The sequence below is a fragment of the Phenylobacterium sp. genome (genome assembly GCF_046290725.1).
Lineage (GTDB): Bacteria > Pseudomonadota > Alphaproteobacteria > Caulobacterales > Caulobacteraceae > Phenylobacterium.
In genome coordinates this window covers 483285-507464 of sequence record NZ_JBKBUH010000002.1, presented here as the reverse complement: position 1 = coordinate 507464, position 24180 = coordinate 483285, and the positions used below count along the sequence as shown (strand labels likewise).

The following is a 24180-nucleotide window of genomic DNA, read 5'->3' as shown; positions in this document are numbered from 1 at the left end:
AGCTCCATCAGTGCAGGGCCAGGGTGTTGATCTGGAGGATCGGCAGCAGGATCGAGAGCACGATCAGGGCGACGATCGCGCCCATGACGACGATGATCGCCGGCTCCAGCAGGCTCAGCGCCACGGCCGTGAAGGTGTTGAACTCGCGTTCGAGATAGTCGGCGGCGCGCTCCAGCATCAGCTCCACCCGGCCGCTGCTCTCGCCGCCGGCGGTCATGTAGATGAGGAGCGGCGGGAAGACCTCGGCCCGGCGCATGGCGGTCGACAGCGCGCCGCCCTCGCGGATGGTGGCGGCCATCTCCTGCGTCGCCGCGCGCAGCACGCGGTTGTGGATGGTGGGCGCCGTGGTGGTCAGGCCCTCCAGGACCGGCAGCCCCCCGGCGATCATGGTGGCCAGCGTGCGCGCGAGGCTCGCGGCGTGCAGGTCGCGCACAAGCTTGCCGACGATCGGCAGGCGCAGGATCGCGCCGTCCACCCGGTAGCGGAACGCCGGCCGCCGCAGGGCGAAGGCGAAGGCTGCGCCGCCGGCGATCAGGACGAGCGCCAGGAGCCAGCCGAAGTCGCGGATCGCGGTGGAAAGGCCGATGACGATCCGCGTCAGCAGCGGCAGGGTCTGGCCCATGGAATCGAACTGCTCGACCACCTTGGGCACGACGAAGGCCATCAAAGCCATGACCACGAGCACGGCGACGGTCGCGAGCGCGGCGGGATAGACCAGCGCGGTGACGATCTTGCCCCGCGCCTGCTGCTGCTTCTCCAAAAGGTCCGCCTGGCGCTCCAGGATGGCGGGCAAGGCGCCGGAACTCTCGCCGGCGGCGACCATCGCCCGATAGAGCGGCGGGAAGGAGCGCGGTTCGCGCCCCATCGCCGACGACAGCCTCTGCCCTTCCAGCACCGCGGCGTGGACGTTGGCGAGCACCTGGCGCGCCGCGGGGCGGTCGGACTGCAGGGCGATGGTGCGCAGCGCCTCTTCCAGCGGCGAGACCGCGACCAGGGTGGCGAGCTGGCGGGTGACGAGGGTCAGGGCCTTGGGGTTCAGCCGCGGGGCGAGCAGGCCGCGCGCGCGCGCGCCTTCCCTCGCCGGCTCCAGGCGGAGCGGCGTGAGCCTGCGGCTCTCCAGCTCCTGGCGGGCGGCTTGGGAAGTGGGCGCGGTCAGCACGCCCCGGCGGGCGCGGCCGGCGGCGTCCAGCGCATGGTACTCAAACGCCGACATGTTCGGCGCTCTCCTGGCGGGTGACCCGCACCGCCTCCTCGACGGTGGTGAGCCCCTGGGCGACATAGGCGCGCGCCTGCTCGGCCAGGGTGGGCGCATCGGCGAAGGCGAGTTCGGCGATGGCCGCTTCGTCGGCCTCCTCACCGATCAGCCGGCGGATGCGCTCGTCGATGCGGATCGCTTCATAGACGCCGATGCGGCCGGCATAGCCGGTATGGCTGCAGGCGGGGCAGCCGACGGCGCGGAAGACCGACGCGCCGGGCTCCAGGCCGACGAGCCGCGCCGTGGCGGCGTCGGCGGCCTCCTGGCGGCGGCAGTGCGGGCATAGCCGCCGCACCAGCCGTTGGGCCATGATCAGCCGCAGGGTCGAGGCCAGCAGGAACGGCTCCACCCCCATGTCCCGCAGGCGGGTGATCGCGCCGGCGGCGTCGTTGGTGTGCACGGTGGAAAGGACGAGGTGACCGGTGAGGCTCGCCTGCACGGCGATCTGGGCGGTCTCGACGTCGCGGATCTCGCCCACCATCACCACGTCGGGGTCCTGGCGCAGGATGGCGCGCAAGCCCGCGGCGAAGGTCATGCCGACCTTGGGGTTGACCTGGGTCTGGCCGATCCCGGTGACAGCGTATTCGACCGGGTCCTCCACCGTCAGGATGTTGCACGAGGCGTCGTTCAGAAGGGAAAGGCCCGCATAGAGGCTGGTGGTCTTGCCGGACCCCGTGGGGCCGGTGACCAGCACGATGCCGTTCGGCTCGCGGAGGGCGGCGCGGAACATCGAGAGCACCGCCGGCGTCATGCCCAGCTCCTCCAGCGCCAGCCCGGCCTGGCTCTGGTCGAGGATCCGCATCACCACCCGCTCGCCCGCCCGGGACGGCAGGGTCGAAACCCGCACGTCGAGCGAGCGGCCGCCCAGGGCCAGGGCGATGCGGCCGTCCTGCGGCACGCGCTTCTCGGCGATGTCGAGCCGGGCCATCACCTTCACCCGGCTGACGATCAGGGGGGCGAGGCGAGGCGAGAGCGACAGCACCTCGCCCATCACCCCGTCGATCCGGAGGCGGACGGTGAGCGCCGTCTCGAACGGCTCGATGTGGATGTCGGAGGCGCCTTGCCGGGCGGCTTCGGCGATCAGGCCGTTGATCAGGCGGATGATCGGGGCGTCGTCGGCGGTGTCCAGGAGGTCGGCGGCGGCGGGGATCTCCTCGGCCAGGCCCTCGAGACCGCCGGGCAGGTCGATGTCCTCGGCGCCGTTGGTCAGCCCCTCGCCCGCGTAGGCCTCCGACAGGCGTCGGTCGAACTCCGCCCGCGACAGGGGCTGGACCTTCAGGGGCCGGCGCAGGGCGCGGCGCACCTCCGTGAGGGCGAGCGGATCTGCGCCCTCGCGCAGACCCACCAGCGCGATTTCGTCCAGGTCCAGCAGCAGCACGCCCTCGTGCTTGGCGAAGGCGTAGGCCAGGCGCAGGGGCTCCTCGGCGGTCATGGCGCGGCCTGCGGCGCCGGCGGCGCGGCCTGCATGTATTCCCGCACCAGGCGGTCGAGCTGGCTGATGCCGTCGCGGCTGGCGGCGCGCTCCAGGTCGCGCATGTAGCCATAGCGCGGTGCGGTCATGGCGCGGGCCTCGGCGGCGCTGCGCACGATGGTCGGCCGGATGAAGACCATGAGGTTGGTCTTGCCGCCCTGGCGCGAGGTGCTCTTGAAGAGGTTGCCGATCACCGGGGCGTCGCCCAGCAGGGGCGTGCGCTCCACCGAGAGCCGTTCGTTCTGGTCGAGCAGCCCGCCCAGCACCACGATGTCGCCGTCGTCAACGCTGACCGTGGTCTCGATCTCTCGCTTGTTGAAGACCAGCTCGGCGGAATTGCTGGTGACCGGCCCGGCCACGCTGGAGACTTCCTGGCGCAGGAAGAGGGTGATCTCGCCGTCGGCGTTGATCTGCGGCTTCACCTCAAGCTGCACGCCGACGTTCTGGCGCTGGATGGTCCGGAAGGGGTTGGAATTGTTGGCGCCCAGCACCTCGCCGGTGGTGATCGGCACCTCCTGACCGACCAGGATGGTGGCCTGCTGGTTGTCCTGGGTGAGGATCGAGGGGGTGGAGAGCAGGTTCGAGGCCGTGTCGCTCTTCACCGCGTTCACGATGAAAGCGAAGAGGGCGTCGTCGCCGATCTGGCCGGCGCCGCCGATCAGAGCGCCGCTGGCGCCGAGCAGGGACCGAATGGCGGTGTCGCGCAGGGAGTCGAGGGCCGCGGAGTCGGCCGGCAGGTTCTTTTCCCCGGCCGCGGCGCCGGCCAGGGCCATCAGGTTCGGCGCGGCGTTGGAATAGTTGGTCGCCGCGAACGGGACGCTGGAATTGTTGATCCCCGCCAGGGCGAACTGGACGCCCAGGCGCTTGGCGGTGTCGTCGGAGACCTCCACCACGATGGCCTCCACCAGAACCTGACGGCGACGGACGTCGAGCTGGCGGATCACTTCGGCCAGCATCCGCTGGGTGTCCGGGTCGGCGGAGACGACGATGGCGTTGGCGCCGGCGAAGCGGGCGATGCTGGCCCGGCGGCCGTTGTCGGAGGTCGCGGGCGCCGGCGGGGCCTGCGCGCCCTCCCCGCTCGCCGGCGTCTGGCCGACGAGTTGCTGGAGCACCGGCAGGAGTTGGTCGGCGTTGGCGTGCTGCAGGTGCACCACGCGAATGTCGCTGCTTTCCTCCGCCCGGCGGTCGAGGTCTTCGATCATGGCCAGCAGCGGACGGACGGCGGCCGCATCGCCCCGCATCAGCAGGGAGTTGCTGCTTTCCACCACCACCACCGAGACCACGCCGTTGCGGGCGTCGGCCGGCGCGCCGGGGCCTTTCAGAAGATCGTCGATCACCTTGCCGATCTCGCGGGCGGAGCTGGCGCGGAGGCTGACGGTCTCGGTGATCCCGCGCTCCTGATCGACCTGGGCCAGCAGGGCGCCGATCCGGCGTAGGTTGTCGGCGTAGTCGGCGACGATCAGCAGATTGCCGCGGCGGCTGGGCAGCACCACGCCCTGGCGGCCGACCAGGGGCTTCAGGGTCTCGGCCGCGGCCTCGGCCTCCAGGGTGCGCAGGCGGAAGACCTGGGTGGCGAAGCCGTAGCCGCCGGAGGTCCCGGCGCTGGCCGGTTGCTGGGCCGCCCCCTCCTCCGGCGCGATGCGGTAGCCGCCGGTCCCGGTGGGGATCGCCACCAGGCCGTTGGCCCGAAGGGTCGAGAGCATCACCTCGAAGAGCTCGGCGCGCGACAGGGCCTCCTGGCTCGCCACGGTGACACGGCCCTGGACGCGCGGATCGATGATGAAGGTCTGGCCGGTGGCGCGCGCCACGTCCTGGATGAACGCGCGGATGTCCGCGTCGCGCAGGTTCAGCACCTGCTCCTGGGCGGCCGCCGGGGCGTGGAGGGCCAGGGCCGCGCTCAGCACAAGGGGGAGAAGGCGTTTCAACGGGTCACCGTACGCAGGCGGGTGGTCATGGGCTGGCCGTTCCGCTCGAAGCGGACCTCCACCTCGCCTTGGGCGGCGGCCAGCAGGTCGGGAAGCTCGCTCATCCGCTCGGGGTTGAGCGGCGAGCCGTCGATGGCGAGCACGAGGTCGCCCTCCTGGAGGCCGGCCTCGCGCAAGGCTCCGCCGCCGCGGGCGCGGCTCATCACCCGATAGCCGACGACGCGGCCGTCGCGGCTCTCCGGCGTCAGGGCGGCGGCGGCGAGGAACTGCCGAGGGTCGAGCCCCGGGGCGGCGGAAGCGCCCGGCGTGGCGGCCGGCAGTACGGCGCCGAAGGTTGGCGGGGGCGGAGGCGGCGGCGCTTCGCCGGCGACGAACTCCAGCCGGGTGCGGCCGCCGCCGCGGGTCAGGATCACATGGTCGGCGGCGATCGCGGTCAGCATCAGCCCGCCGCCGAGGTCTTCGCCCAGGGCGTAGCTCGCCTGGCTCCCGTCGGCCGCGCCGATGATCGCCGAACCGCCACCGCGCCCGTCGGCGCGCACTCCGTAGAGGGCGAGGCCGCCCGGCGCCGAGGCGGCCGGCGCAGCCCCGGCGTCGAGGTTGCGGAAGAAGGGGTCGAACCGGGCGAAGACCGCATAATCTGGTTGGGGTGCAGGCTTGGCGGCCACGGTCGCCGCGCCCAGCGGCCCGGCGGGGGCGAGGACGATCCAGACCAGCCGCGCCGCCTGCCAGGCGAGGATCAGGACGAGGCCGATCTCCGCCCACCGGACCACCGCCCCGAGGGGCGGCCGCCAGGCGGTCCAGCTCCGGTCCTGAAGCGCGCGCAACATCTGCGTTCTGTCCCCGAAACGCCCCCGAATGCGGCGTCGGGTGGGGCTATATGACGGGCGGGCGACGCTGGCGTGTAGCTTGGGCGACACTATTGTGACGCCGCGCCGGCCCCTCGAACGCGCCCGCCCGCATCCGTCAGAATCGGGCGCTCAGGCCGAGCGAGAAGGACCGGCCGAGCTCGTAATTGTTCAGCCGGATCTTGTCGCCGTTACGCTTCTGCGACTCGTCGAATTCCTCGCCCAGCAGGTTCCGCGCCTCGAAGCTCAGGGTGTAGTCCATCCCCCACACCTCAAGCTTGCGCCGCACGGTGAGGTCGACCAGCACCCCCGGATCCTGCACGAAGTCCGGCGCGCCGGCCTGGCCGCGGGCGGTGGTCCGCTCACTGGCGTAGTTCACCAGCACGGTCGCCTGGGTGGCGCCGTCCAGGGTTTCGAAGCCGAACTGCAGGTTGGCCAGATGCTCCGACTGGCCTTGCAGGCGGCTGCCGTCGATCACGAAGTTGCGGGCCGGCGCCGGCTGGCCGAGGCCGGTGCGCGGGAAGACCACGTCGCCGTCCTCCACCACCACCTCGGCCTTGGTGTAGGTGTAGTTGGCCCCCAGCAGCCAGCGCTTGTCGTCCAGGATCGCGATCCCGAACTCCGGCTCGAAGTACTTCTTGAACTCCGCCTCGGCCCCGTAGAGCACCGCCCGCGGCGCGTTCAGGAAGCTCTGCTGCAAGCCCGAGCCGGACTCGTTCACCACCGACTCGATGGGCTTGTCGATGTCCTTGTAGAACACGCCGAGGGTGACGAACTGACCGCGGTCGAAGTAGCGCTCGTAGCGCAGGTCGACGTTCAGCAGCTCGGAATCCTGCAGGTAGGGGTTGCCGATGAACAGGCGGTCGGATTCCGGGTCGAGATAGAGCTGCGGAGCCTGTTCCCGGAACTGGGGCCGGGCGATCGTCTTGGAGACGCCCAGACGCAGCTGCTGATCCTCGGCGAAATTCCAGGTCACCGTCAGGGCGGGCAACAGGTAGTCGTTCTTCAGGGTGCGCCCTTCCAGCCGGTTGGCCGAGAACAGGTCGATCGCCTGCACCGACTGCTCGCCGCTCTCGAAGCGGGCGCCGAGAGTGGCCCGTACGGCCGGATAGATCTCGCCCTCGGCCTGGAGGTAGAAGGCGTGGGTGGTCAGGCTCGCTTCATAGGCGGCGGCGCCTTCCGAACCGGTGACTTCCCGCAGGATCAGGCCGTCCGGGCCGATGTTGAAGTCCGAATAGAGGAAGTCCACCCGCTGGGTCTGGAAGGCCAGCGACGGGGTGAAGTCCATAATGAAGCGGAAGACGCGCTGGTCGGAATAGCGTTCGTTGTCCAGCCAGGCGTAGCCGGCCGAGACGGTGAAGTCGGCGATCCACGGATTGGCCAGGCGGTAGTTCAGGTCGACCCCGAAGCCGGAAGCCTTGTCCTCCAGCTCGCTGAACCGGATGAAGTTCGCGTCCGACTGGGGGTTGTGGTAATAGACACCACCCACCTTGCGGTAGCGGACCTGGCGCTCGTAGGGGGCGTCGCGCTCGGTGCGCGCATAGGATCCCCGCCAGTCGATCTGCAGATCGCCGAACCGGTGCTCGCCAGTCAGCTGGGTGTTGATCAGCTCACGCTGGTACCAGGCGGTGTAGTCGTCGCGGACGAAGTTGCTGGCCCGGCTGCTCTCGCCCTCGACCGACCGCGTCTCCTTGGTGACGTTGCGGACGTAGAAGTTCGTCCACTTGAAGGTATGACCGTCCAGGTCGAGCGCCACGCTGGTGAGCGCGTTGAGCGTGACGTCGTTCTGGGTGGAGTCGGAGAACATGTCCTCCGTGACGGACAACCGGTCGAGGCTGACCACGCCCTCCTGCTGGACCGCGCGGCGCGTGTGCCAGCTGTTGTCGTAGCCGACCACCGCCACGGCGCCGAGCGTCGCCCAGTCGAATACGAAGGAGCGCCCGCCCGAGACGCTGAACCCGCCGTTGAACGGCACGTCGTTGGTCGACTGCAGCAGGTTGATGTTGGCGTTCTGGAAGCTGCGGCCGATGGCTGTCAGCTGGGCGCTGTCGAAGTTCGAGGAGTCGACGCGCTTGCCCGTCGCGATCGCCTGGCGCAGCAGTAGCGGCATTTCGCGCGTGCCGTCGTCGACGCCGGTGAAGTCCCAATCGCCGCCGTAATGGGTCAGGCCGCGCTTCAGCGTGGTCTCGTCATTGGCCCCGACGCTGGCGCTGATCGAGAAGAAGGGCTCGTCAGGGACCGCGACGGTGCGCAGGTCGATCAGGCCGCCGCCGAACTCGCCGGGGTTCTTGGCCGAGAAAGTCTTCTGGACATTGACGCCGGCGAGCACGCTGGACGGGAAGAGGTCAAGCGGCACCACCCGCTGCAAGGGCTCCGGGCTCGGCAGGGGCGAACCGTTCAGCAGGGCCGAGGAATAGCGCTCGCCCAGCCCCCGCACATAGACGAAGCGTCCGCTGACGAGGCTCAGGCCCGCCAGGCGGGTCAGGGCCTCGGCCGCGGTGCCGTCGCCCTGGCGCGCCAGGTCTTCGCTGGTGACGACCGAAACCACCTCGGAAGTTTCGCGCATCACGTCCGGAATGAACCGGCCGCGGACCAGCAGCTCCTCGACCTCGACCTCCTGGGCGCAGGCCAGGGCGGGCGCGAAGAGCGCGGTGGTGCAAAGCAGCAGCCCCGAGAGCGGGCGGAAGAGCTTGTTCATGTGGGGATCTTCGTCTCTGGGAATTCACGAGCGCCGGGCGGGAATGGCGGGGCCTCCCGGCCCCGCCGCCGCATCAGCAGCTGCTTCCGCTGGCCAGGCCGCAGGTCCAGCCCTGCCACCAGGTGTCGTTCGCATCGCGAACCGCGCCGATGTAGCTGGTGTTCACGAAGAACGAGCTGACCGTCGAGGCGTTGAAGGCCGGCCGCGCCGCCTCGTTGGCCCCGTTGACGAAGCCGTTCAGCGTCGAGGTGTGGTTCGCGACATTGTTGGTTCCGGCGTTGAACAGCGTCTGAGCCGCCGCGCCGTCCACGTCGCTGTCGTTGCGGAAGGCCGTGGCGCAGGCGAGAACCACCGAGTCCCAGCGGGGCGCGGCGGCCACGGTGGAGGCGGTGTCGACGTCCAGACAAGCGGTCGCCGGATTGGCGGAGACGTGGATCCCGTTCATGAACCGGCCGCCGGTGCCAGTGTTGAGGATCTGCACGTCGCCGGCGCCGGTGCGGCCCGAGCCGATGGCGGTGTAGTTGGCGATCATCGGCCGCGAGTTGAGCGCCGACTGGACGCCCGCCGAGCTCATCTCGAACACGCGGTCGCCCCCGTTGGCGCGCTGGCGGGCGATCAGGAACTGGATGCCCCCGCGCCAGCCCTCGTCGGTGTCGATGCTGTCGTCGTCGATGCCGGTCATGACCAGGTAGCGGGCGTTGACCGTGCCGCCAAAGAACTCGATGCCGTCGTCGGAGCTGTTGTGCACCTGGACGTATTCGATGGTAGTGCCCGAGCCGACGCCGTTCAGGGTGATGCCGTTGAGCTCGCGGTTCGGCTGCACCTCGAAGCCGGGGAAGCGAACCTGGACATAACGCAGGCGGCCGGAGTTGTCGGTGGGGCTATTGCCGCCATAGAGGGCGACGCCGCCCTCGAAGGTGGCCACGCAGTTGATGTTCGGAGGCGTCGTGCCGGCCGGGCAGCTGGCGATGGGCGCGCGCCCGGAAATCACGATGCCGCCCCACTGGCCGATGCTGTCCTCGCCGGTCTGGCCTTCGAGGTTCTGGCGACTGGTGAAGATGATCGGATTGGACGCCGTGCCCTCGGCGAAGATCTGGTTGCCGCGCTGGACGTTGATGTAGTCCAGGCCGCCCGAGCCATAGAGGCGCACGCCAGGCTCGATGGTCAGGATGCCTTGCTGTGAGCCCGGGATCGGGCTGTTCGGATCGGCGCCGCGATCGTCGCCCACGTCGACGCGGCCGCTGATCGAATAGGCCGTGCCCGCGCGGGCCGGAACCACCAGGTTGCCGACGATCTTCGACGGGAGTTGGCAGGCGCGCAGGGTGCCGTTGGCGATGGTGCCGACATTGGCGAAGCCGGCCGGGCAGTCGGTCGCCGCGGTGCCGCCGCCGCCGCCGCCGCCGCCCGTACCGCCGCCGCCGCCCGTGCCCGGCGGGAAGGCGCCTTCGCCCGGCGAGGCCACGTTGTCCGCCCCGCCGCCGCAGGCGGCGAGCGCAAACGCGCTCATCGAAGTGATCAGAAGCGCCCTGAGGGTCTTGAAGCCGGTCATCGTGCTCTCCGCCGCCTTGTTTCCTTGGCGAGGCGAACATGCGCGACCGAGACCCCTGCCCCGTCGCGACCCGAACCGTCGCCCTGCCCGGCGCGGTCTTTAGGCCCGGCGTATGACAGGGACCCGACGCTTGGATGACAGCTTTGTTGCGACGGCCTGACGCAGGCTCCGCTTGTCGCGCCCTATGGCTCCACCAGCCGGGCGATCCCTGAGGCCACCGTCGGGTGATAGCTCGACCGCGCCTGGGCGAAGATCCGGCGGGCGATGGGCCGCCCCCATTCCTCGTCGCGCATCAGCCCGGCGTAGAGCGGCCGGATGAACAGGCCGCGCCCGACGCTCATCAGGAACGTCTCCAGGGACGGCAGGGCCGGCTCGTAGCGGTTGGCGATCGCAAGCTCCAGCCAAGCCGAGCGGATATAGCCGTTGGGCGAATCGGAGAGCGCGAAGGCGCGGTCCAGCTCGGCCAGCTGCTCGCGGCTCAGCTTGCGCGGCAGGTTGTTCAGGAACCGCTGCCACTCCTGAGTGGTCCAGGCCGCAGCGGGAATCGCCGAAGCCGCCCCGCCCCGGAGGAAGGCCGCCGCGTGGGCGTCGACCCGGGCCAGCGCCTCGGAGCGGGTATGCAGCGCATTGGCCGGCACGCCGGGCGCGTAGGCCCAGGCGTCGAGATCGAGCTTCGCCTCCAGGTCCGCATCGCCCGCCACCAGGTGCTCGCGGATGTCGCGCAGGAAGCCCGCCGTGGTCTGGGGCTGGAAGGCGTGGCGGTCGAAATAGCCGCGCAGATAGGCGTCCCAGCGTTCGCGGCCGACGATCGATTCGAGGGTCCGCAGGAAGATGGCGCCCTTGAAGTACTCGATCTGGCCGGCGGTCTGGCCATAGAGCTTGGTCCCTTCAGTGTCCGGGCCGCCCGCCTCTGCAATGTCGGCCTGCAGCCCGTCCCAGTCGAGCTCGGCCTCGATGGCCGCGCGTTCGGCCCCGTAGAGCGCCTCCATGATCCGGTTCTCGAAATAGGTGGTGAAGCCCTCGTTCAGCCAGCCGTCGGGCCAGGTGGCGTTGGTCACCAGGTTGCCGGACCAGGAGTGGGCCAGCTCATGCGCCACCAGGCTGACATTGGCCTTGTCGCCGGTGATGAAGGTGGGGGTCAGGAAGGTCAGCGTCGGGTTCTCCATGCCGCCCAGCGGGAAGGCCGGCGGCAGGACCAGGACGTCGTAGCGGCCCCAGCGATAGGGGCCGTAGAGCGCCTCGGCGGCCTCGACCATCTTCTCGGTGTCGGCGAGCTCGGCGGCGGCGGCGGCGATCATGGAGGGCTCGGTATAGACGCCGGTGCGCGGCCCCAGGGGCTGGAACGCCAGGTCGCCGATCCCGATGGCGATCAGATAGGGCGGAACCGGGTTGTCCATCCGAAAGCGGAAGGCCCGCTTGCCGGGGCCGGCGGGTTCGCCCTCCGGCGTCAGCTTGTCGCCGCTCATGACCGCGACGAGGCCCTCCGGCACGACGATCCGCGCCGACCAGGTCTGGCGGATTCCGGGGCTGTCCTGGGTGGGAATCCAGGTGCGGTTGTGGATCGCCTGGCCCTGGCTGAACAGCAGCGGCTTCTGCTTGCCGGCCGTCAGTTCCGGCGGCAACCACTGCAGGGCTCGCGCGCCGGGCGCGGAGACATAGTGGACGACGATCCGTCGGGCGCCCTTCAGCTGCACGGTGAGCGGCGCGCCCACCTCGTCGTTCACCCTGGCCTCCATCGCCCACGGCAGGTCGCGCCCGCGCGCGTCGGTGACCCGGGAGACCTGCAGGCCGAGCGAATCGAGGATGATCTCGCCGGCGCCGGGGGCCGCCAGCACGTCGAGGGCGGCGGTTCCCGAGAAGCTCTTGGCCTCGAAATCCGCGGCGAGATCGAGATCGACATGGGTCACTCGGGCGACCTGCGGCCGGGCGAAGGTCTTCTCGTCCTTGGCCTCGGGGGTGGTGAGGATCGGGGCGACCCTGGCGGGGGCGGCTTGCGCCAGCGGCGCAGCGAGGGCGAGGACGGCGGCGAGCGCCAGCGCCCGGAACGCGGACTTCATGAAACGGGGCCTTCGGAAGACTACTGACTTGTCCGTTCCTAACCGCCGGCGCCGCACGGGTCGATATGGAACGGCGACCGTTACCCCAACGTAATCGCTTCGCGCCGTCGACCAGGCGATCACCGGGCCATCGACGCCCTGGAGGTCCGCCATGCAACGCCGTCAACTCTTCCTCGCCGCCGCAGCCGGCGCCGCCCTCTCCTCCCGCCCGGCCGCCGCGGCGCGCCGCTCCACGCGCAGCCCGGTGTTCGGCCGCGACGGCGCCGAGCTCTTCGTCCGCGACTGGGGCGAAGGCCGCCCGATCGTCTTCCTCGCCGGCTGGACCCTGACCTCGGAAGCCTGGGCCTATCAGGCGGCCGAACTCTCCGACCAGGGATTCCGCTGTGTCGCCTACGACCGGCGCGGCCACGGACGCTCCGACGATCCCGGCCGCGGTTACGACTACGACACCCTGGCCGACGACCTCGCCGCCGTGCTTGAGGCGCGAGACCTGCGGGACGTGACCGTGGTCGCCCACTCCATGGCCAGCGGCGAGATCACCCGCTACATGAGCCGCCACGGCGGCGCGCGGGTGCGCGACATCGTCTATCTGGCGCCCACCACCCCGTTCCTGACGCGCACGGCCGACAATCCGATGGGCGCGCCTGCCGAGTTCTTCGAGCAGACCCGGAAGGCCTGGATGCGCGACTTCCCGGCCTGGATCGACGCCAATGCGGCGCCCTTCGTCACGCCCGACACTTCGTCGGCCATGGTCGCCTGGCTGAAGGACATGATGCTGAGCTGTTCCATGAGAGCCGTCGTCGACTGCAACAAGGCCATGGTCGCCGCCGATTTCAGGGCCGAGCTCGCCCGTATTCGGGTCCCCGCCCTGGTCATCCACGGGGACAAGGACGCCTCGGCCCCCCTGCCCCTGACCGGCCAACGCACCGCAGAGCTGATCCCCGGCGCGAAGCTCATGGTCTACGAAGGCGCGCCGCACGGGCTCTTCGTCACCCACATCGACCGACTGAACGCCGATCTGCTGGCCTTCGCCCGGCGTTAGTCGACCGGCACCGTATAGTTCAGCGCCAGCCGCCCGCCGTCGGGATAGACCGTCTGGCCGGTCATGTAGGAGGCGTCGTCGGAGGCGAGGAACACCGCAACCCGGCCGATCTCGATGGCCTCGCCGAAACGCTTCAGCGGCGTGCGCTGCAGGACCCTGCGGCGTGCGGCCTCGTCCTCCATCACGCCTTGCAGGATGTCGGTGACGATGGTGCCGGGCCCGATGGCGTTCACGCGGATCCCGTGCGGCGCCAGGGCCAAGGCCATGGCCTTGGTCATCTGGGCGATCCCGCCCTTGGAGGTCACGTAGGCGAGTTGGTTGGGGATGGCGAGGACGGCGTTGATCGAGGACATGTTGATGATCGCCCCCTTGATCCTGGCGTCGACCATGTGCCGGGCGACGGTCTGGCCGACCACGAAGGGCGCGCGCAGGTTCACCGCCAGCACCCGATCGAAATCCTCCAGCTCGGCGTCGAGGATATCGCCTGGCGCCAGCACGCCGGCGTTGTTCACCAGGATCTCGATGCGTCCGAGCAGGGCTGCGGCCTTGATCACCGCGGACTGGGCGGCCTTGGCGTCCGCAAGGTCGCAGACCACCGAATAGACCTGCCGGCCCGTGCGGTCCGCCAGATCGGCCGCCGCCAGTCCCAGCCGCGCGCCGTCGATGTCCAGCAGCACCAGGTCGCAGCCTTCCGCCGCGAAGGCCTCGGCGCAGCCCAGGCCGATGCCGCCCGCCGCGCCGGTGATCAGGGCCGTCCGCCCGGCCAGGCGGCCGCTCACCACGACCCCACGTTCGGCATGGAAGCCCAGGGCTCGGCCGGCGCCAGGGCTGGGCCCGCCTGCAGGAGTTCGACCGAAATCCCGTCGGGCGAGCGGACGAAGGCCATGCGCCCGTCGCGCGGCGGGCGATTGATGGTCACGCCCCCGTCCTGCAGCCGCCGGCAGGTCTCGTAGATATCGTCCACGGCGTAGGCCAGATGCCCGAAGTTGCGGCCGCCGCCATAGTCCTCCGGATCCCAGTTGTAGGTCAGCTCCACCATCGGCGCCTTGGCCTGGCGGGCCATCTCCTCGTCGCCGGGCGCGCAGAGGAAGACCAGCGTGAACCGCCCGCCCGAGTTCTCGCTGCGCGAGACCTCCTTCAGGCCCAGCTTGTTGCAATAGAAGTCGAGCGAGGCGTCCAGGTCCTTCACCCGGACCATGGTGTGAAGATATCTCACGACGGCGGCTCCCTACCCATTTTTCGGTGCGCGAATTGGCCTGGTATTAACCGGAGGCGCAAGAGCATGGCCCCCGTTCCTGCGGCGCCGGGGGCACAATATGCGGCGAATGGCCCACATGTCCGCGATTTCATTTGCGCTCGCAAAACGGTGGCATATCAACGCCGTTCAACTATCGCAGAGCGGTGCCGGGCGGCGCAGGGTCGCGCCGCGTACAGCGGTGCGCGTTCGGGGGAAGGCCTCATGCGCCTGAAGTCGTCTTATCTGTTCGCCGCCGGCCTGCTGGGCGCGGTGGTGCTCTATTTCGTGATCGCCGGGATTTTCGGCGGCGGCGGGGAGAAGGCCGGCCAGGCCAAGGCCAACACCGCCCAGCGCAGCGACACGCCCACCGTCCAGGTCGTGACGGCTCCGGAGATCGTGCGCGAGTACACGGTCAATCTGCGCGGCCGCACCGAGGCCGCCCGCGCCGTCGTGGTCCGGTCGGAGACCGCCGGGGTGGTGGCCGCCACGCCGGTGGCCGAAGGCTCCTATGTCCGTCGCGGCGCGGTGCTCTGCCGCCTGAACGTCGACGCCCGCGAGGCGACGCTGGCCCAGGCCCGGGCCAATCTGCGTTCGCGCGAACTGCAGCAGAAGGCCTCCGCCGACCTGGCCGAGAAGGGCTATCGTTCTCAGACCCAGCTGCTGCAGGACCAGGCCAACCTGGACTCCGCCGCCGCCTCGGTGCGCCAGGCCGAGATCGCGCTGGAGCAGATGAATATCCGCGCCCCCTTCGACGGCGTGTTCGACCGCCGCGACGCCGAGATCGGGACCTATCTGTCGCCCGGCCAGGCCTGCGGTACGGTGATCGAGCTCAATCCCCTGCTGATCGTCGGCGACCTGGCCGAAAGCGACGCGGGCAAGGTCAAGGTCGGGGCGACCGCCACGGCCCGGCTCGTCTCCGGCGAGACCCTGTCGGGCCGGGTGCGCTACGCCGCCCGCGACGCCGACGCCCAGACCCGCACCTATCGCGTGGAAGTGGCCGCCAGCAATCCGGGTCAGGCCCGTTCGGGCCTCTCGGCGGCGCTGCACATCGGCGCCGGAACCGGCCCGGCCCACCGCGTGCCGGTCTCGGCCCTGGTGCTGGACGCCGACGGCCGCCAGGGCGTGCGCCACGTGCTGCCCGGGGACGTCGTCGCCTTCACGCCGGTCACGGTGCTGGAGGAGACCCCCGAGGGATTGTGGATCTCCGGCCTCCGGGGCGAGGCCCGCGTCATCATCGTCGGCCAGTCCTATGTGGCCGAGGGTCAAAAGGTTAAGGTGGCGGCCGCGCGCTAGGCGCCGGTCCGCCAGGAGGCTGACATGATCGGACCCCTCATCGACGGCGCCATCAAACGGCGCAAGGTGGTCCTGGCGGTCACCCTGATCGCCGGCCTCTTCGGCCTGGGCGCCTACCTGTCCATGCCACGCGAGTCGCAGCCGAACATCGACTTCCCGTTCATCTCGGTGGTCGTCCCCTATCCGGGCGTCAGCCCGGAGGACGCCGAGCGCCTGCTGGTGCGTCCACTGGAGACGGAGCTGCAGTCGATCGAGGGCATCAAGGAGATGAACGCCGTCGCCCGCCAGAGCATGGCGGCGGTGAACCTGGAGTTCGAGGCCGACTTCGACAAGGACAAGGCCCTGGCCGAAGTGCGCGCCAAGGTCGACCTGGCGCGCGGCAAGTTCCCGCCGGACGCCGAAGAGCCGATCATCCAGGAGGCCAATTTCTCCGGCGAACCGATCATCGGCATCGTGCTGTCGGGCGCCGCGCCCGAACGCACCCTGTTCCAGATCTCGCGCAACCTGCAGGACCGGCTGGAGGCCGCGCCCGGGGTTCTCGAGGTCTATCTGAACGGCGGCCGCGAGGAGCTGCTGGAAGTCACCATCGATCCGGTGCGGATGGAAGCGGCCAACGTCACCACCGGCGAGCTCGCCCAGGTGATCGCCCGCAACAACCAGCTGGTGCCCGCCGGCAACCTGATCTCCGGGGAAGGCAAGTTCGCGGTGAAGGTGCCGGGCGTGGTGGAGGAGCCAAGGGACATCCTGGCCCTGCCGGTGAAGCGCAACGGCGACCGGCTGATCACCGTGGGCGACATCGGCGACGTGCGGCGGACCTTCAAGGAGCCCACCTACATCACCCGCTTCAACGGCCATCCGGCCTTCTCGGTGGACGTCGCCAAGCGCTCGGGCGCCAACATCCTCGACACCGTCGCCGAGGTCCGCAAGGTCGTGGAGGAGGAGCAGACGCGCTGGCCCGAGACCGTGCAGGCCAGCTACATCTACGATGAAAGCGACTTCATCGGCCGCACCCTGGTGGTGCTGGAAAGCGGCCTGATCATCGCCACCATCCTGGTCATGTTCATCATCGTGGCGAGCCTGGGCGTGCGCCAGGGCCTGATGGTGGGCGCGGCGATCCCGGCCTGCTTCATGCTTGCCTTCCTGATGCTGAACGCCATGGGCGTGACCCTGAACCAGATGGTCATGTTCGGCCTGGTGCTGGCGGTGGGCATCCTGGTCGACGGCGGCATCGTGGTGGTCGAATACGCCGACCGGAAGATGGCCGAGGGCATGCCGAAGGAGGAGGCCTTCGCCGCCGCCGGCAAGCGCATGTTCTGGCCGGTGATGAACGGCACGCTGACGACGCTCTGCGCCTTCGTGCCCTTCATGTTCTGGAACTCGATCCCCGGGAAGTTCATGAGCTTCCTGCCGCTGACCCTGTTCTACGTGCTGGGCGCCTCGATCTTCATCGCCCTGATCTTCACGCCGGCCCTGGGCTCGATCTTCGGGCGCAAGGCCGCGGTGGACGCCGAGCACCTGGCCGAGATCGAGAAGTCCGAGCGCGGCGATCCGCGCGAGATGCGCGGCTTCATGGGCTGGTACGCCCGCACGCTCGACGTGCTGGGCCGCCACCCGACCCGGACGCTGGCTGCGACCCTGGCGATCATCGTCGCCGTCGTGGCCGCCTTCGTCGCCGCCAAGAAGCCGTCGGAGTTCTTCCTGCGGCAGGACCCGGAGTTCGTGAACGTCTACGTCAAGGCCCGCGGCAACCTCTCGCCCGCCGGCCAGGACCAGATCGTACGCCAGGTCGAGCAACGGCTGCAGGGGATCAAGGGCGTCAGCTCGATCTATGTCCGCACCGGGACCAGCAGCCCCGGCGGCGGCCCCAACAGCCCGCCCAACGACACCATCGGCCGCATCAACCTGGACTTCGCCGAGTACGAGGAGCGGCAGGAGCTGGGCCTGCGCGGGCGCGACATCGCCGATGAGGTGCGCCGGCGCGTCGCCAACATCCCCGGCGTGCTGGTGGAGGTGCGCCTGCCCCAGGGCGGCCCGCCCACTGGCAAGGACGTGCAGGTCGAGATGCGCTCCAACGACCCGGCGGCGCTCAACGCCGCGGCCGACCTCGTGAAGGCCAAGCTCGCCGAGGATCCGCAGCTGCACGAGCTGGAGGATAATCGCACCTCCCCGGGCATCGAATGGAACCTGACCGTCGACCGCGAGGCGGCCGGCCGCTACGGCGCCGACGTGCTGAGCGTCGGCCAGGCGATCCAGTTCGTCACCGGCGGGGTGCTGGTGGGCCGATTCCGGCCCGACGACGCCGATGACGAGCTCGACATCCGAATGCGGTTCACGCCCGAGCATCGGAACCTGGCGGCCTTCGACACCCTGAAGATCCCGACCCAGTTCGGCCCGGTGCCGGCCAGCTACTTCGTCGACCACGTGCCCGGCCAGCAGGTGACCACCATCCAGCGCCGCGACGGCCAGCGGGTGGTGATCGTGCAGGCCAACACCGTGGGCGGCGTGGCGGCCAACCACAAGATCGCCGAACTGCGTCCCTGGCTGGAAAAGGCCGACATCGATCCCTCGGTGCGCTGGAAGTTCCGCGGGGCCGACGAGGAAGGCGCCAAGGCCGCGGCCTTCTTCATGACCGCCATGGCCGTCTCGCTGTTCCTGATGGGCGTCATCCTGCTCTGGCAGTTCAACTCGTTCTACGGCGTGGTGGTCACCCTCTCGGCGGTGGCGCTCTCCACGGTGGGCGTGCTGCTGGGTGTGGTGGTGAACATCGCCCACACCTTCGACTACATCTCGGTGATCATGCTGGGCACAGGGATCGTCGCCCTGGCCGGAGTGGTGGTGGGCCACAACATCGTGCTGGTGGACACCTACTACCAGCTCCGGCGCGCCGGCTTCCCGGCCGATGAGGCCGCCGTCCGCGCCGCCATCCAGCGGTTCCGGCCGGTGATGCTGACCACCACCGTGACGGTGGTGGGGCTCTTGCCGCTGATGTTCCAGGTGCACCCGAATTTCCGCTCCGGCCACATCGAATTCCATGCGCCGGGTTCGGAATGGTGGGTGCAGCTCTCGGGCGCGGTGGTCTGGGGGCTCTCCTTCGCCACCCTGCTGACCCTGATCCTGACGCCGGTGCTGCTGGCCGCGCCCAAGGTCTTCGCCCGCCGCTTCGGCTGGGTCTGGGCGCGCACCGGGGGCAAGGTTCTGGCCCGCCGCAAGCCCAGCCGGCCCGCCACGGTGACCTTCGGCGACGACGACGTGCCGCGCGCGGCGGAGTAAGTCAGGCTTCGCGCGTCTGGCGCCGCCAAAGCGCGGCGTACTCCCCGCCCCTGGTCAGGAGTTCGGCGTGGCGGCCGCGCTCCACCACGCGGCCGCGCCGCAGCACCAGGATCTGATCGGCGTCGACGATGGTGGAGAGGCGATGGGCGATGACCAAGGTCGTGCGCCCGGTCCTGACCTTTCGCAAGGTCGCCTGGATGGCCTCTTCGGTTGGACCGTCCAGCGCGCTCGTCGCCTCGTCCAGGATTAGCAGGCGCGGATCGGCCAGGAGGGCGCGGGCGATGCCCACCCGCTGGCGCTCCCCGCCGGAAAGCTTCAGGCCACGCTCGCCGACCAGGGTGTCCATCCCCAGGGGTAGGCTGTCGATGAAGCCGCCCAGTTCCGCCGCCTCGGCGGCCGCGCGCACCGCCTCCGGCGTCGCCTCGGGGCGCGCGAAGGCGAGATTGGCGTAGAGCGTGTCGTTGAAGAGCGCCACGTCCTGCGGCACCAGCGCCACCGCCCGGCGCAGCGCCGCCTGCTTCACCTGGCGCAGGTCGACCCCGTCGATGGAGACGCGCCCGGCCTGGGGATCGATCAGCCGCAGGGCCAGGCGCACCGCCGTGGTCTTGCCGGCGCCGGAAGGCCCCACCAAGGCCACGGTTTCCCCCGGCGCGGCGCGGAAGCTGACGCCCAGCAATCCCGCCGACCTGGCGTCGTGCCGGAAATCCACGTCCTCGAAGGCGAGTTCGGCCCCCTGCCCCGTCGCCGGCGGCAGGTCGCACGCGTCGGGCGCATCGACGATGTCGGGGCGGATGGCCGTCAGCTGGGTCATCTGCTCCATGTCGATGAAGGCCTGCCGGATCTCCCGATAGTTGAAGCCCAGCATGTTCAGCGGCTGATAGATGCCGATCAGCAGCAGCACGGCCATGGTGACGTCGCCGATCTGCATCCGGCCCTGCATCACCTCGTACCCGGCCATGACGGTGAGCAGGGCCAGGCCCAGGTTCAGGACCACAGCCTGGACGGCGTTCAGCAGCGACAGCGAGGTGTTGGCCGTGACGCCGGCGCGCACATAGTCGGCCATGGCCTCGCGATAGGCCTCGACGGTCCGCGCCTCCGAACCGAAGGTCTTGACCGTCTCGTAGTTGATCAGGGCGTCGACGGAGAGGCCGGCGGTGCGGCTGTCGGCCTCGTTCAGCCGCCGCCGATGCGCCAGGCGCCAGTCGGTGATCTTGAAGGTCAGGACGGCGTAGAAGACGACGGTGACGAAGGCGGCGAGCGCGAACCGCCAGTCCAGCCGCACGGTCAGCACGATCATGGCCAGGACGAGCTCGATCGCCGTAGGCCCCAGGTTGAAGACCACGCTGCGCATCAGGAAGTCGGTGGATCGCGCGCCGCGGTCGATGATCCGCGACAGGGTCCCGGTCTGCTTGCCCTGGTGGTAGTCGAGCGAGAGGCTGAGCGCGTGGCCGAAGGTCTCCGTCGCCGCCTTGGCCATGGTTGCCTGGGAAACGATGGTGAAGATCGCATCCCGCGCATAGGGCGCGCAGGCCGCCACCAGCCGCAGGCCCGCGAAGGCCAGAGCCAGCATCAGGAAATCGGCGCCGAGCGCGGCCGCATCCGTCCCCAGTTTGGGCGCCAGGCGGTTGATCGCCTCGCCCAGCGCGACGGGCGCGCCCACCCCGGCCAGCTTGCCGACGAACACCAGGGCCAGCGACGCGGCGATCCGCCAGGAGAGGCCCGGCGCGCCGGATCTCAGCACCAGGCGGCCGAGATCGGCCATCGAGCGCCAGAAATGGAATTTCGCCTGCGCCGGCGCGACGGGCCCGGCGACGTGGCGCCCGTGGGCGTGGGTGAATGCCAAGGCCTCAGGTCACTCCAGCAACAGGGTGGACTGGACCCCGCCCCCGGGGGTCAGCCAGTCGATGCGCAAGCCCCCCGAAACGGGCGCGATGCGGAAGGGCCCATCGGATATAGGCGCCGCCGGCCGCGCGTCGATGGTCACCGGGTTCTCGGCCGCGTCCCCGAACACATCGATCAGGTGCGAGGCGCCGGTGATCGGCTGCGGCAGGGGGATGGCGTAGCGGCCGGCGGCGTCGGCTCGGCCGTCCACCACTTGGTCGCCGTCCACATGGATGCTGAGCGTCGCCCCGGCCGGGGCGCGGCCGGAGATCACAGCTCCGCCCTCGCGGTCGAAGTCGACGGCGTCGACCTGGGCGCGGCCTTCGCGGCCGATGCGGACCGCGCCGGCGCCGGCCCGCAGCATGACGGCCTCGCCCGCGCCGGTGACCAGCAGGTAGCCCTCGGCCTGGGCGGTGCGCCCGCCGGAGAAGGCCGAGAGGCCGAAGATCCTCGCCTCGTCGCCCGCCGGCAGGGCCAGGCGCCAGCGCCCCTGGTCGTCGGCCTCGGCGAACAGGGCTTCGCCCGCCGGTGTGGCCAGCCGCACCCGCGCCCCGGCGGGGGCCGCCCCGGACAGAATCAGGGCCTCCCGCCCCGGCTCGGCGGCGGTCACCGACGGCGCGGCCAGATAGGCGCTTTCGGCGGACGGGGGGGGCGCCTTGGGCACGATGGGCGTCCCGCCCTCTCCGCAGCCGGCGAGCAGGGCGAGGACGACTGCGAATGGCAGGGCGGCGGCGCGCACGGTCGGCTTGCAACTCCTCGATCCAGGACCTAGCTAATCGGGCTTTCCCCGCGCGACTGCAAGCGTGGTCCCTTTCGCCGTCAGGAGTGCGCTCGCCCATGGGCCTCACGCCCGAACGTCTCGACTCGGTCTGCGTGTTCTGTGGATCGTCCGACGCCGCCGATCCCGGCTACCTCGCCGACGCCGCAGTTCTGGGCCGGGCGTTGGCCCAGGCGGACCTGCGGCTCGTCTATGGCGGCGGCGGCGTTGGTCTGATGGGCGCCTGCGCGCGCGCGGCGCACGAGGCCGGCGGCAAGGTGCTGGGCGTGATTCCCGATTTCCTGAAGGAGCGCGAGCGTCGCCTCGACGTGGTGGAGACGATCACCGTCTCCTCCATGCACGAGCGCAAGCAGATCATGTTCGACCAGTCCGACGCCTTCGTGGTGCTGCCGGGCGGGGTCGGCACGCTGGAGGAAATCGTCGAACTCCTGTCCTGGCGCCGGCTCGACCTGCACGGCAAGCCGGTGGTGTTCCACAGCCCCGGCGGGTTCTGGGACCCGCTGTTCGCGCTCTTCCAGCACACGGTCGACCACAAGCTGACGCCGCCGGCCTTCATGGGGAGCTGGCGCACGGTCGAACGAATCGAAGAGGTCGTGACGACCCTTCGCAGCTATCCGCGGCCCGGCCCCGACCGGGACGAGACCGTGGTCAAGCTGGCCTGAACCGTTCGAACAGGATCACCGGATCGCGATAGGTGGTGCGGGCGTACTCGGCGAACCCGACCTTCGCCGCCACCCGCAGGGACGGCGCGTTCTCCGGCGAGATCATGCAGACCGCCCGCGGAAACCGTGCGTCGGCCCAGGCCAGCGCCGCCGAAACCGCCTCGGTCGCATAGCCCTGGCCGTGGAAGGCCGGCGAGAGCGCCCAACCCATTTCCGGGGTGTCACCGAACGGCGGGTCGAGCTCGCGTTTGAAATCGGCGAAGCCGATCTCGCCCACGAAGCGGTCGGTGCCCTTCTCCCGCGCCGCCCAATAACCGTACCCCATCAGCGACCAGTGACCGGCATAGCGAAGCACGCGGCTCCAGGTCTCCTCGCGCGTGGAGGGCTTGCCACCGATGAAGCGAGTAACGCCGGGATCGGCCCAAAGCGCGACGCACTCCTCCAGGTCGCACGTCCGGTGGCCACGCAACACCAGGCGGGCGGTCTCGATCACGGGCGCGGCGCTCATCGGGCGGTCACGCGGTCCCGGAAGCCGTTGACGATGGGATAGCGCCGGTCTCGGCCGAAGGCGCGGGCCCCGATCTTCACCCCCGGCGGCGCCTGGCGGCGCTTGTATTCGGAGGAATAGAGCAGCCGCTGCACGCGCTCCACGGTTTCGGCAGCGTGACCTCGGGCGACGATCTCGTCCAGAGTCGCCTCCTCTTCCACCAGCCCGTGCAGGATGGCGTCGAGCTCGGCATATTCGGGCAGGCTGTCCTGGTCCTTCTGGTCGGGTCGCAGCTCGGCCGAGGGGGCCTTGGTGATGATCCGGCGCGGGATCGGCTCGGCCGCCACGCCATAGGGATCGTTGGCGTTGCGCCATTCGCAGAGCGCATAGACGTCGGTCTTGTAAACGTCCTTCAGCACGTTGTAGCCGCCGCTCATGTCGCCGTAGAGGGTGGCGTAGCCTACCGCCATCTCGCTCTTGTTGCCGGTGGTCATCAGCATCAGGCCGAACTTGTTGGAGAGCGCCATCAGGGTCACGCCGCGGGCGCGGGCCTGCAGGTTTTCCTCGGTGATGTCGGGCGCGAGACCTTCGAACTGCGGCGCTAGCATCTGGGTGAAGGCCTCGACGGCAGGCGCGATGGAGATCTCGTCGAGCCGGCAGCCGATCCGCCGGGCGCAGTCGGCGGCGTCCTCCAGGCTCTCGCGGCTGGTGTATTTCGACGGCAGCATAAAGCAGCGGACATTCTCCGGTCCCAGGGCGTCGGCCGCCACCACGGCGCTGATCGCCGAGTCCACCCCGCCGGAAAGCCCAAGCAATACACCGGGAAAACCCGATTTCCTCACATAATCTCTCAGGCCCATGACCATGGCCCGGTAGATCTCCTCCGGCCCCGTCGGCCACTCGGCCATCGGGGCTTTCGCACAGGCCCAGCCGGCCTCGCGCCGCTCCCAGACCGAAAGCGCAAAGGCTTCCTCAAACATCGGCAAGCGCATGCAGAACTCGCCCTGCGCGGACAGCGCGAAGGAGCCGCCGTCGAAGACCAGCTCGTCCTGGCCGCCCACCTCGTTCACATAGACCAGCGGCAGCCCCGTCTCGGCCACGCGAGCCCGCGCCACCGCCAGGCGCTCGTCGTCGGCGGTGCGGCGATAGGGCGAGCCGTTGGGGACCAGCAGGATCTCGGCCCCCTTCGCCTTCAGGTCGGCGCAAACCTCGCCCGACCAGATGTCCTCGCAGATCGGGACGCCCAGCTTGACGCCCTTCCATTCGAACACTTCAGGGCCGAGGCCGGGCGCGAAAACCCGCTTCTCGTCGAAGACGCCGTAATTGGGCAGATCGACCTTGAAGGCCACGCCCTTGACCTCGCCATCCGCCAGGAAAGCCAGGGCGTTGCGCGGTTTCAGCCCCGGCGCCTCGGCGGGCCAGATGACGCCGATCAGGGCCGCGGGACCGTCCTTGGTCTCCTTGGCCAGCCGCTCGACCGCAGCCTTGCCGGCGGTCCAGAAGGCCGGCTTCAGCGCCAGATCCTCGGGCGGATAGCCGTTCAGGAACAGTTCGGAGAAGAGCGCGATGTCCGCGCCCGCCTCACGGGCCTGGGCCAGGCGCTCCCGCGCCAAGGCCTCGTTCTTCTCGATGGCGCCCAAGGTCGGGTTGGCCTGGACGGCGGCGATCACCAGACGGTCTGACATGACCGTTCATGTAGCCCGGCCACGCGGCAGCCGCCACTCTCCGAG

At 70.1% G+C, this 24180-nt stretch carries 17 protein-coding genes; 4 read left to right on the top strand and 13 right to left on the bottom strand.

Annotation, left to right across the window (positions count from 1 at the left end; genetic code table 11):
- Positions 1–7 precede the first annotated feature (7 nt).
- From gspF to ACK41C_RS13720, 7 genes are all read right to left on the bottom strand, one after another.
- Positions 8–1213 carry a type II secretion system inner membrane protein GspF gene (gspF, locus tag ACK41C_RS13750; RefSeq protein WP_409655337.1) on the bottom strand — a complete coding sequence of 402 codons (1206 nt, stop codon included), beginning with the start codon at positions 1211–1213 and terminating at the stop codon, positions 8–10.
- A complete protein-coding gene (gspE, locus tag ACK41C_RS13745; RefSeq protein ID WP_409655335.1) occupies positions 1200–2687 on the bottom strand; it encodes a type II secretion system ATPase GspE in 1488 nt (495 codons plus the stop codon). Before gspE ends, gspF begins: the two co-directional genes overlap by 14 nt.
- Positions 2684–4651 (bottom strand): type II secretion system secretin GspD, encoded by a 1968-nt coding sequence (gene gspD, locus ACK41C_RS13740; RefSeq protein WP_409655332.1) that lies wholly within the window; start codon positions 4649–4651, stop codon positions 2684–2686. The genes gspE and gspD overlap by 4 nt, the downstream gene beginning before the upstream one ends.
- The gene (locus ACK41C_RS13735; protein ID WP_409655330.1) at positions 4648–5478 is read right to left on the bottom strand and encodes a type II secretion system protein N; all 831 of its coding nucleotides are present in this window, start codon (positions 5476–5478) and stop codon (positions 4648–4650) included. Before ACK41C_RS13735 ends, gspD begins: the two co-directional genes overlap by 4 nt.
- A gap of 136 nt (positions 5479–5614) precedes the next feature.
- Positions 5615–8194 (bottom strand): TonB-dependent receptor domain-containing protein, encoded by a 2580-nt coding sequence (locus ACK41C_RS13730; protein ID WP_409655328.1) that lies wholly within the window; start codon positions 8192–8194, stop codon positions 5615–5617.
- Between the two features lie 73 nt (positions 8195–8267).
- Entirely contained in the window at positions 8268–9743 is a 1476-nt protein-coding gene (locus ACK41C_RS13725) for a hypothetical protein (protein WP_409655325.1), read from the bottom strand.
- 182 nt (positions 9744–9925) lie between these two features.
- Complete coding sequence (locus ACK41C_RS13720) at positions 9926–11800, bottom strand: M1 family metallopeptidase (protein WP_409655323.1); 1875 nt, start codon at positions 11798–11800, stop codon at positions 9926–9928.
- Positions 11801–11951: 151 nt separating this feature from the next.
- Here ACK41C_RS13720 and ACK41C_RS13715 point away from each other — a divergent pair, with 151 nt between their 5' ends.
- A complete protein-coding gene (locus ACK41C_RS13715) occupies positions 11952–12842 on the top strand; it encodes an alpha/beta fold hydrolase (RefSeq protein ID WP_409655321.1) in 891 nt (296 codons plus the stop codon).
- Here the strand turns inward: ACK41C_RS13715 and ACK41C_RS13710 are convergent.
- Both ACK41C_RS13710 and ACK41C_RS13705 read right to left on the bottom strand, forming a co-directional pair.
- A complete protein-coding gene (locus ACK41C_RS13710; protein WP_409655318.1) occupies positions 12839–13621 on the bottom strand; it encodes an SDR family NAD(P)-dependent oxidoreductase in 783 nt (260 codons plus the stop codon). The genes ACK41C_RS13715 and ACK41C_RS13710 overlap by 4 nt on opposite strands.
- Positions 13618–14058: a VOC family protein gene (locus tag ACK41C_RS13705; protein WP_409655316.1), complete on the bottom strand. Its 441-nt coding sequence runs from the start codon at positions 14056–14058 to the stop codon at positions 13618–13620. The genes ACK41C_RS13710 and ACK41C_RS13705 overlap by 4 nt, the downstream gene beginning before the upstream one ends.
- Positions 14059–14301: 243 nt before the next feature.
- Here ACK41C_RS13705 and ACK41C_RS13700 point away from each other — a divergent pair, with 243 nt between their 5' ends.
- Together ACK41C_RS13700 and ACK41C_RS13695 are read left to right on the top strand one after the other, a co-directional pair.
- A complete protein-coding gene (locus ACK41C_RS13700; protein ID WP_409655314.1) occupies positions 14302–15372 on the top strand; it encodes an efflux RND transporter periplasmic adaptor subunit in 1071 nt (356 codons plus the stop codon).
- 24 nt (positions 15373–15396) lie between these two features.
- A complete protein-coding gene (locus ACK41C_RS13695) occupies positions 15397–18642 on the top strand; it encodes an efflux RND transporter permease subunit (RefSeq protein WP_409655311.1) in 3246 nt (1081 codons plus the stop codon).
- A 1-nt stretch (position 18643) separates the two neighbouring features.
- Here ACK41C_RS13695 and ACK41C_RS13690 read toward each other — a convergent pair whose 3' ends face one another.
- The gene (locus tag ACK41C_RS13690) at positions 18644–20404 is read right to left on the bottom strand and encodes an ABCB family ABC transporter ATP-binding protein/permease (protein ID WP_409656672.1); all 1761 of its coding nucleotides are present in this window, start codon (positions 20402–20404) and stop codon (positions 18644–18646) included.
- A gap of 90 nt (positions 20405–20494) precedes the next feature.
- Positions 20495–21262 (bottom strand): hypothetical protein, encoded by a 768-nt coding sequence (locus ACK41C_RS13685; RefSeq protein WP_409655308.1) that lies wholly within the window; start codon positions 21260–21262, stop codon positions 20495–20497.
- A gap of 98 nt (positions 21263–21360) precedes the next feature.
- Between ACK41C_RS13685 and ACK41C_RS13680 the strand changes: the two genes are divergently transcribed.
- The gene (locus tag ACK41C_RS13680) at positions 21361–21963 is read left to right on the top strand and encodes a TIGR00730 family Rossman fold protein (RefSeq protein WP_409655306.1); all 603 of its coding nucleotides are present in this window, start codon (positions 21361–21363) and stop codon (positions 21961–21963) included.
- On the opposite strand, the gene ACK41C_RS13675 is transcribed toward ACK41C_RS13680, so the two are convergent.
- Both ACK41C_RS13675 and ACK41C_RS13670 read right to left on the bottom strand, forming a co-directional pair.
- On the bottom strand, positions 21950–22471 hold the full coding sequence (locus tag ACK41C_RS13675) for a GNAT family N-acetyltransferase (RefSeq protein ID WP_409655304.1): 522 nt from the start codon (positions 22469–22471) through the stop codon (positions 21950–21952). The two genes, ACK41C_RS13680 and ACK41C_RS13675, sit on opposite strands and share 14 nt — an antisense overlap.
- The gene (locus ACK41C_RS13670) at positions 22468–24135 is read right to left on the bottom strand and encodes an NAD+ synthase (protein WP_409655301.1); all 1668 of its coding nucleotides are present in this window, start codon (positions 24133–24135) and stop codon (positions 22468–22470) included. The genes ACK41C_RS13675 and ACK41C_RS13670 overlap by 4 nt, the downstream gene beginning before the upstream one ends.
- Positions 24136–24180: the final 45 nt, after the last annotated feature.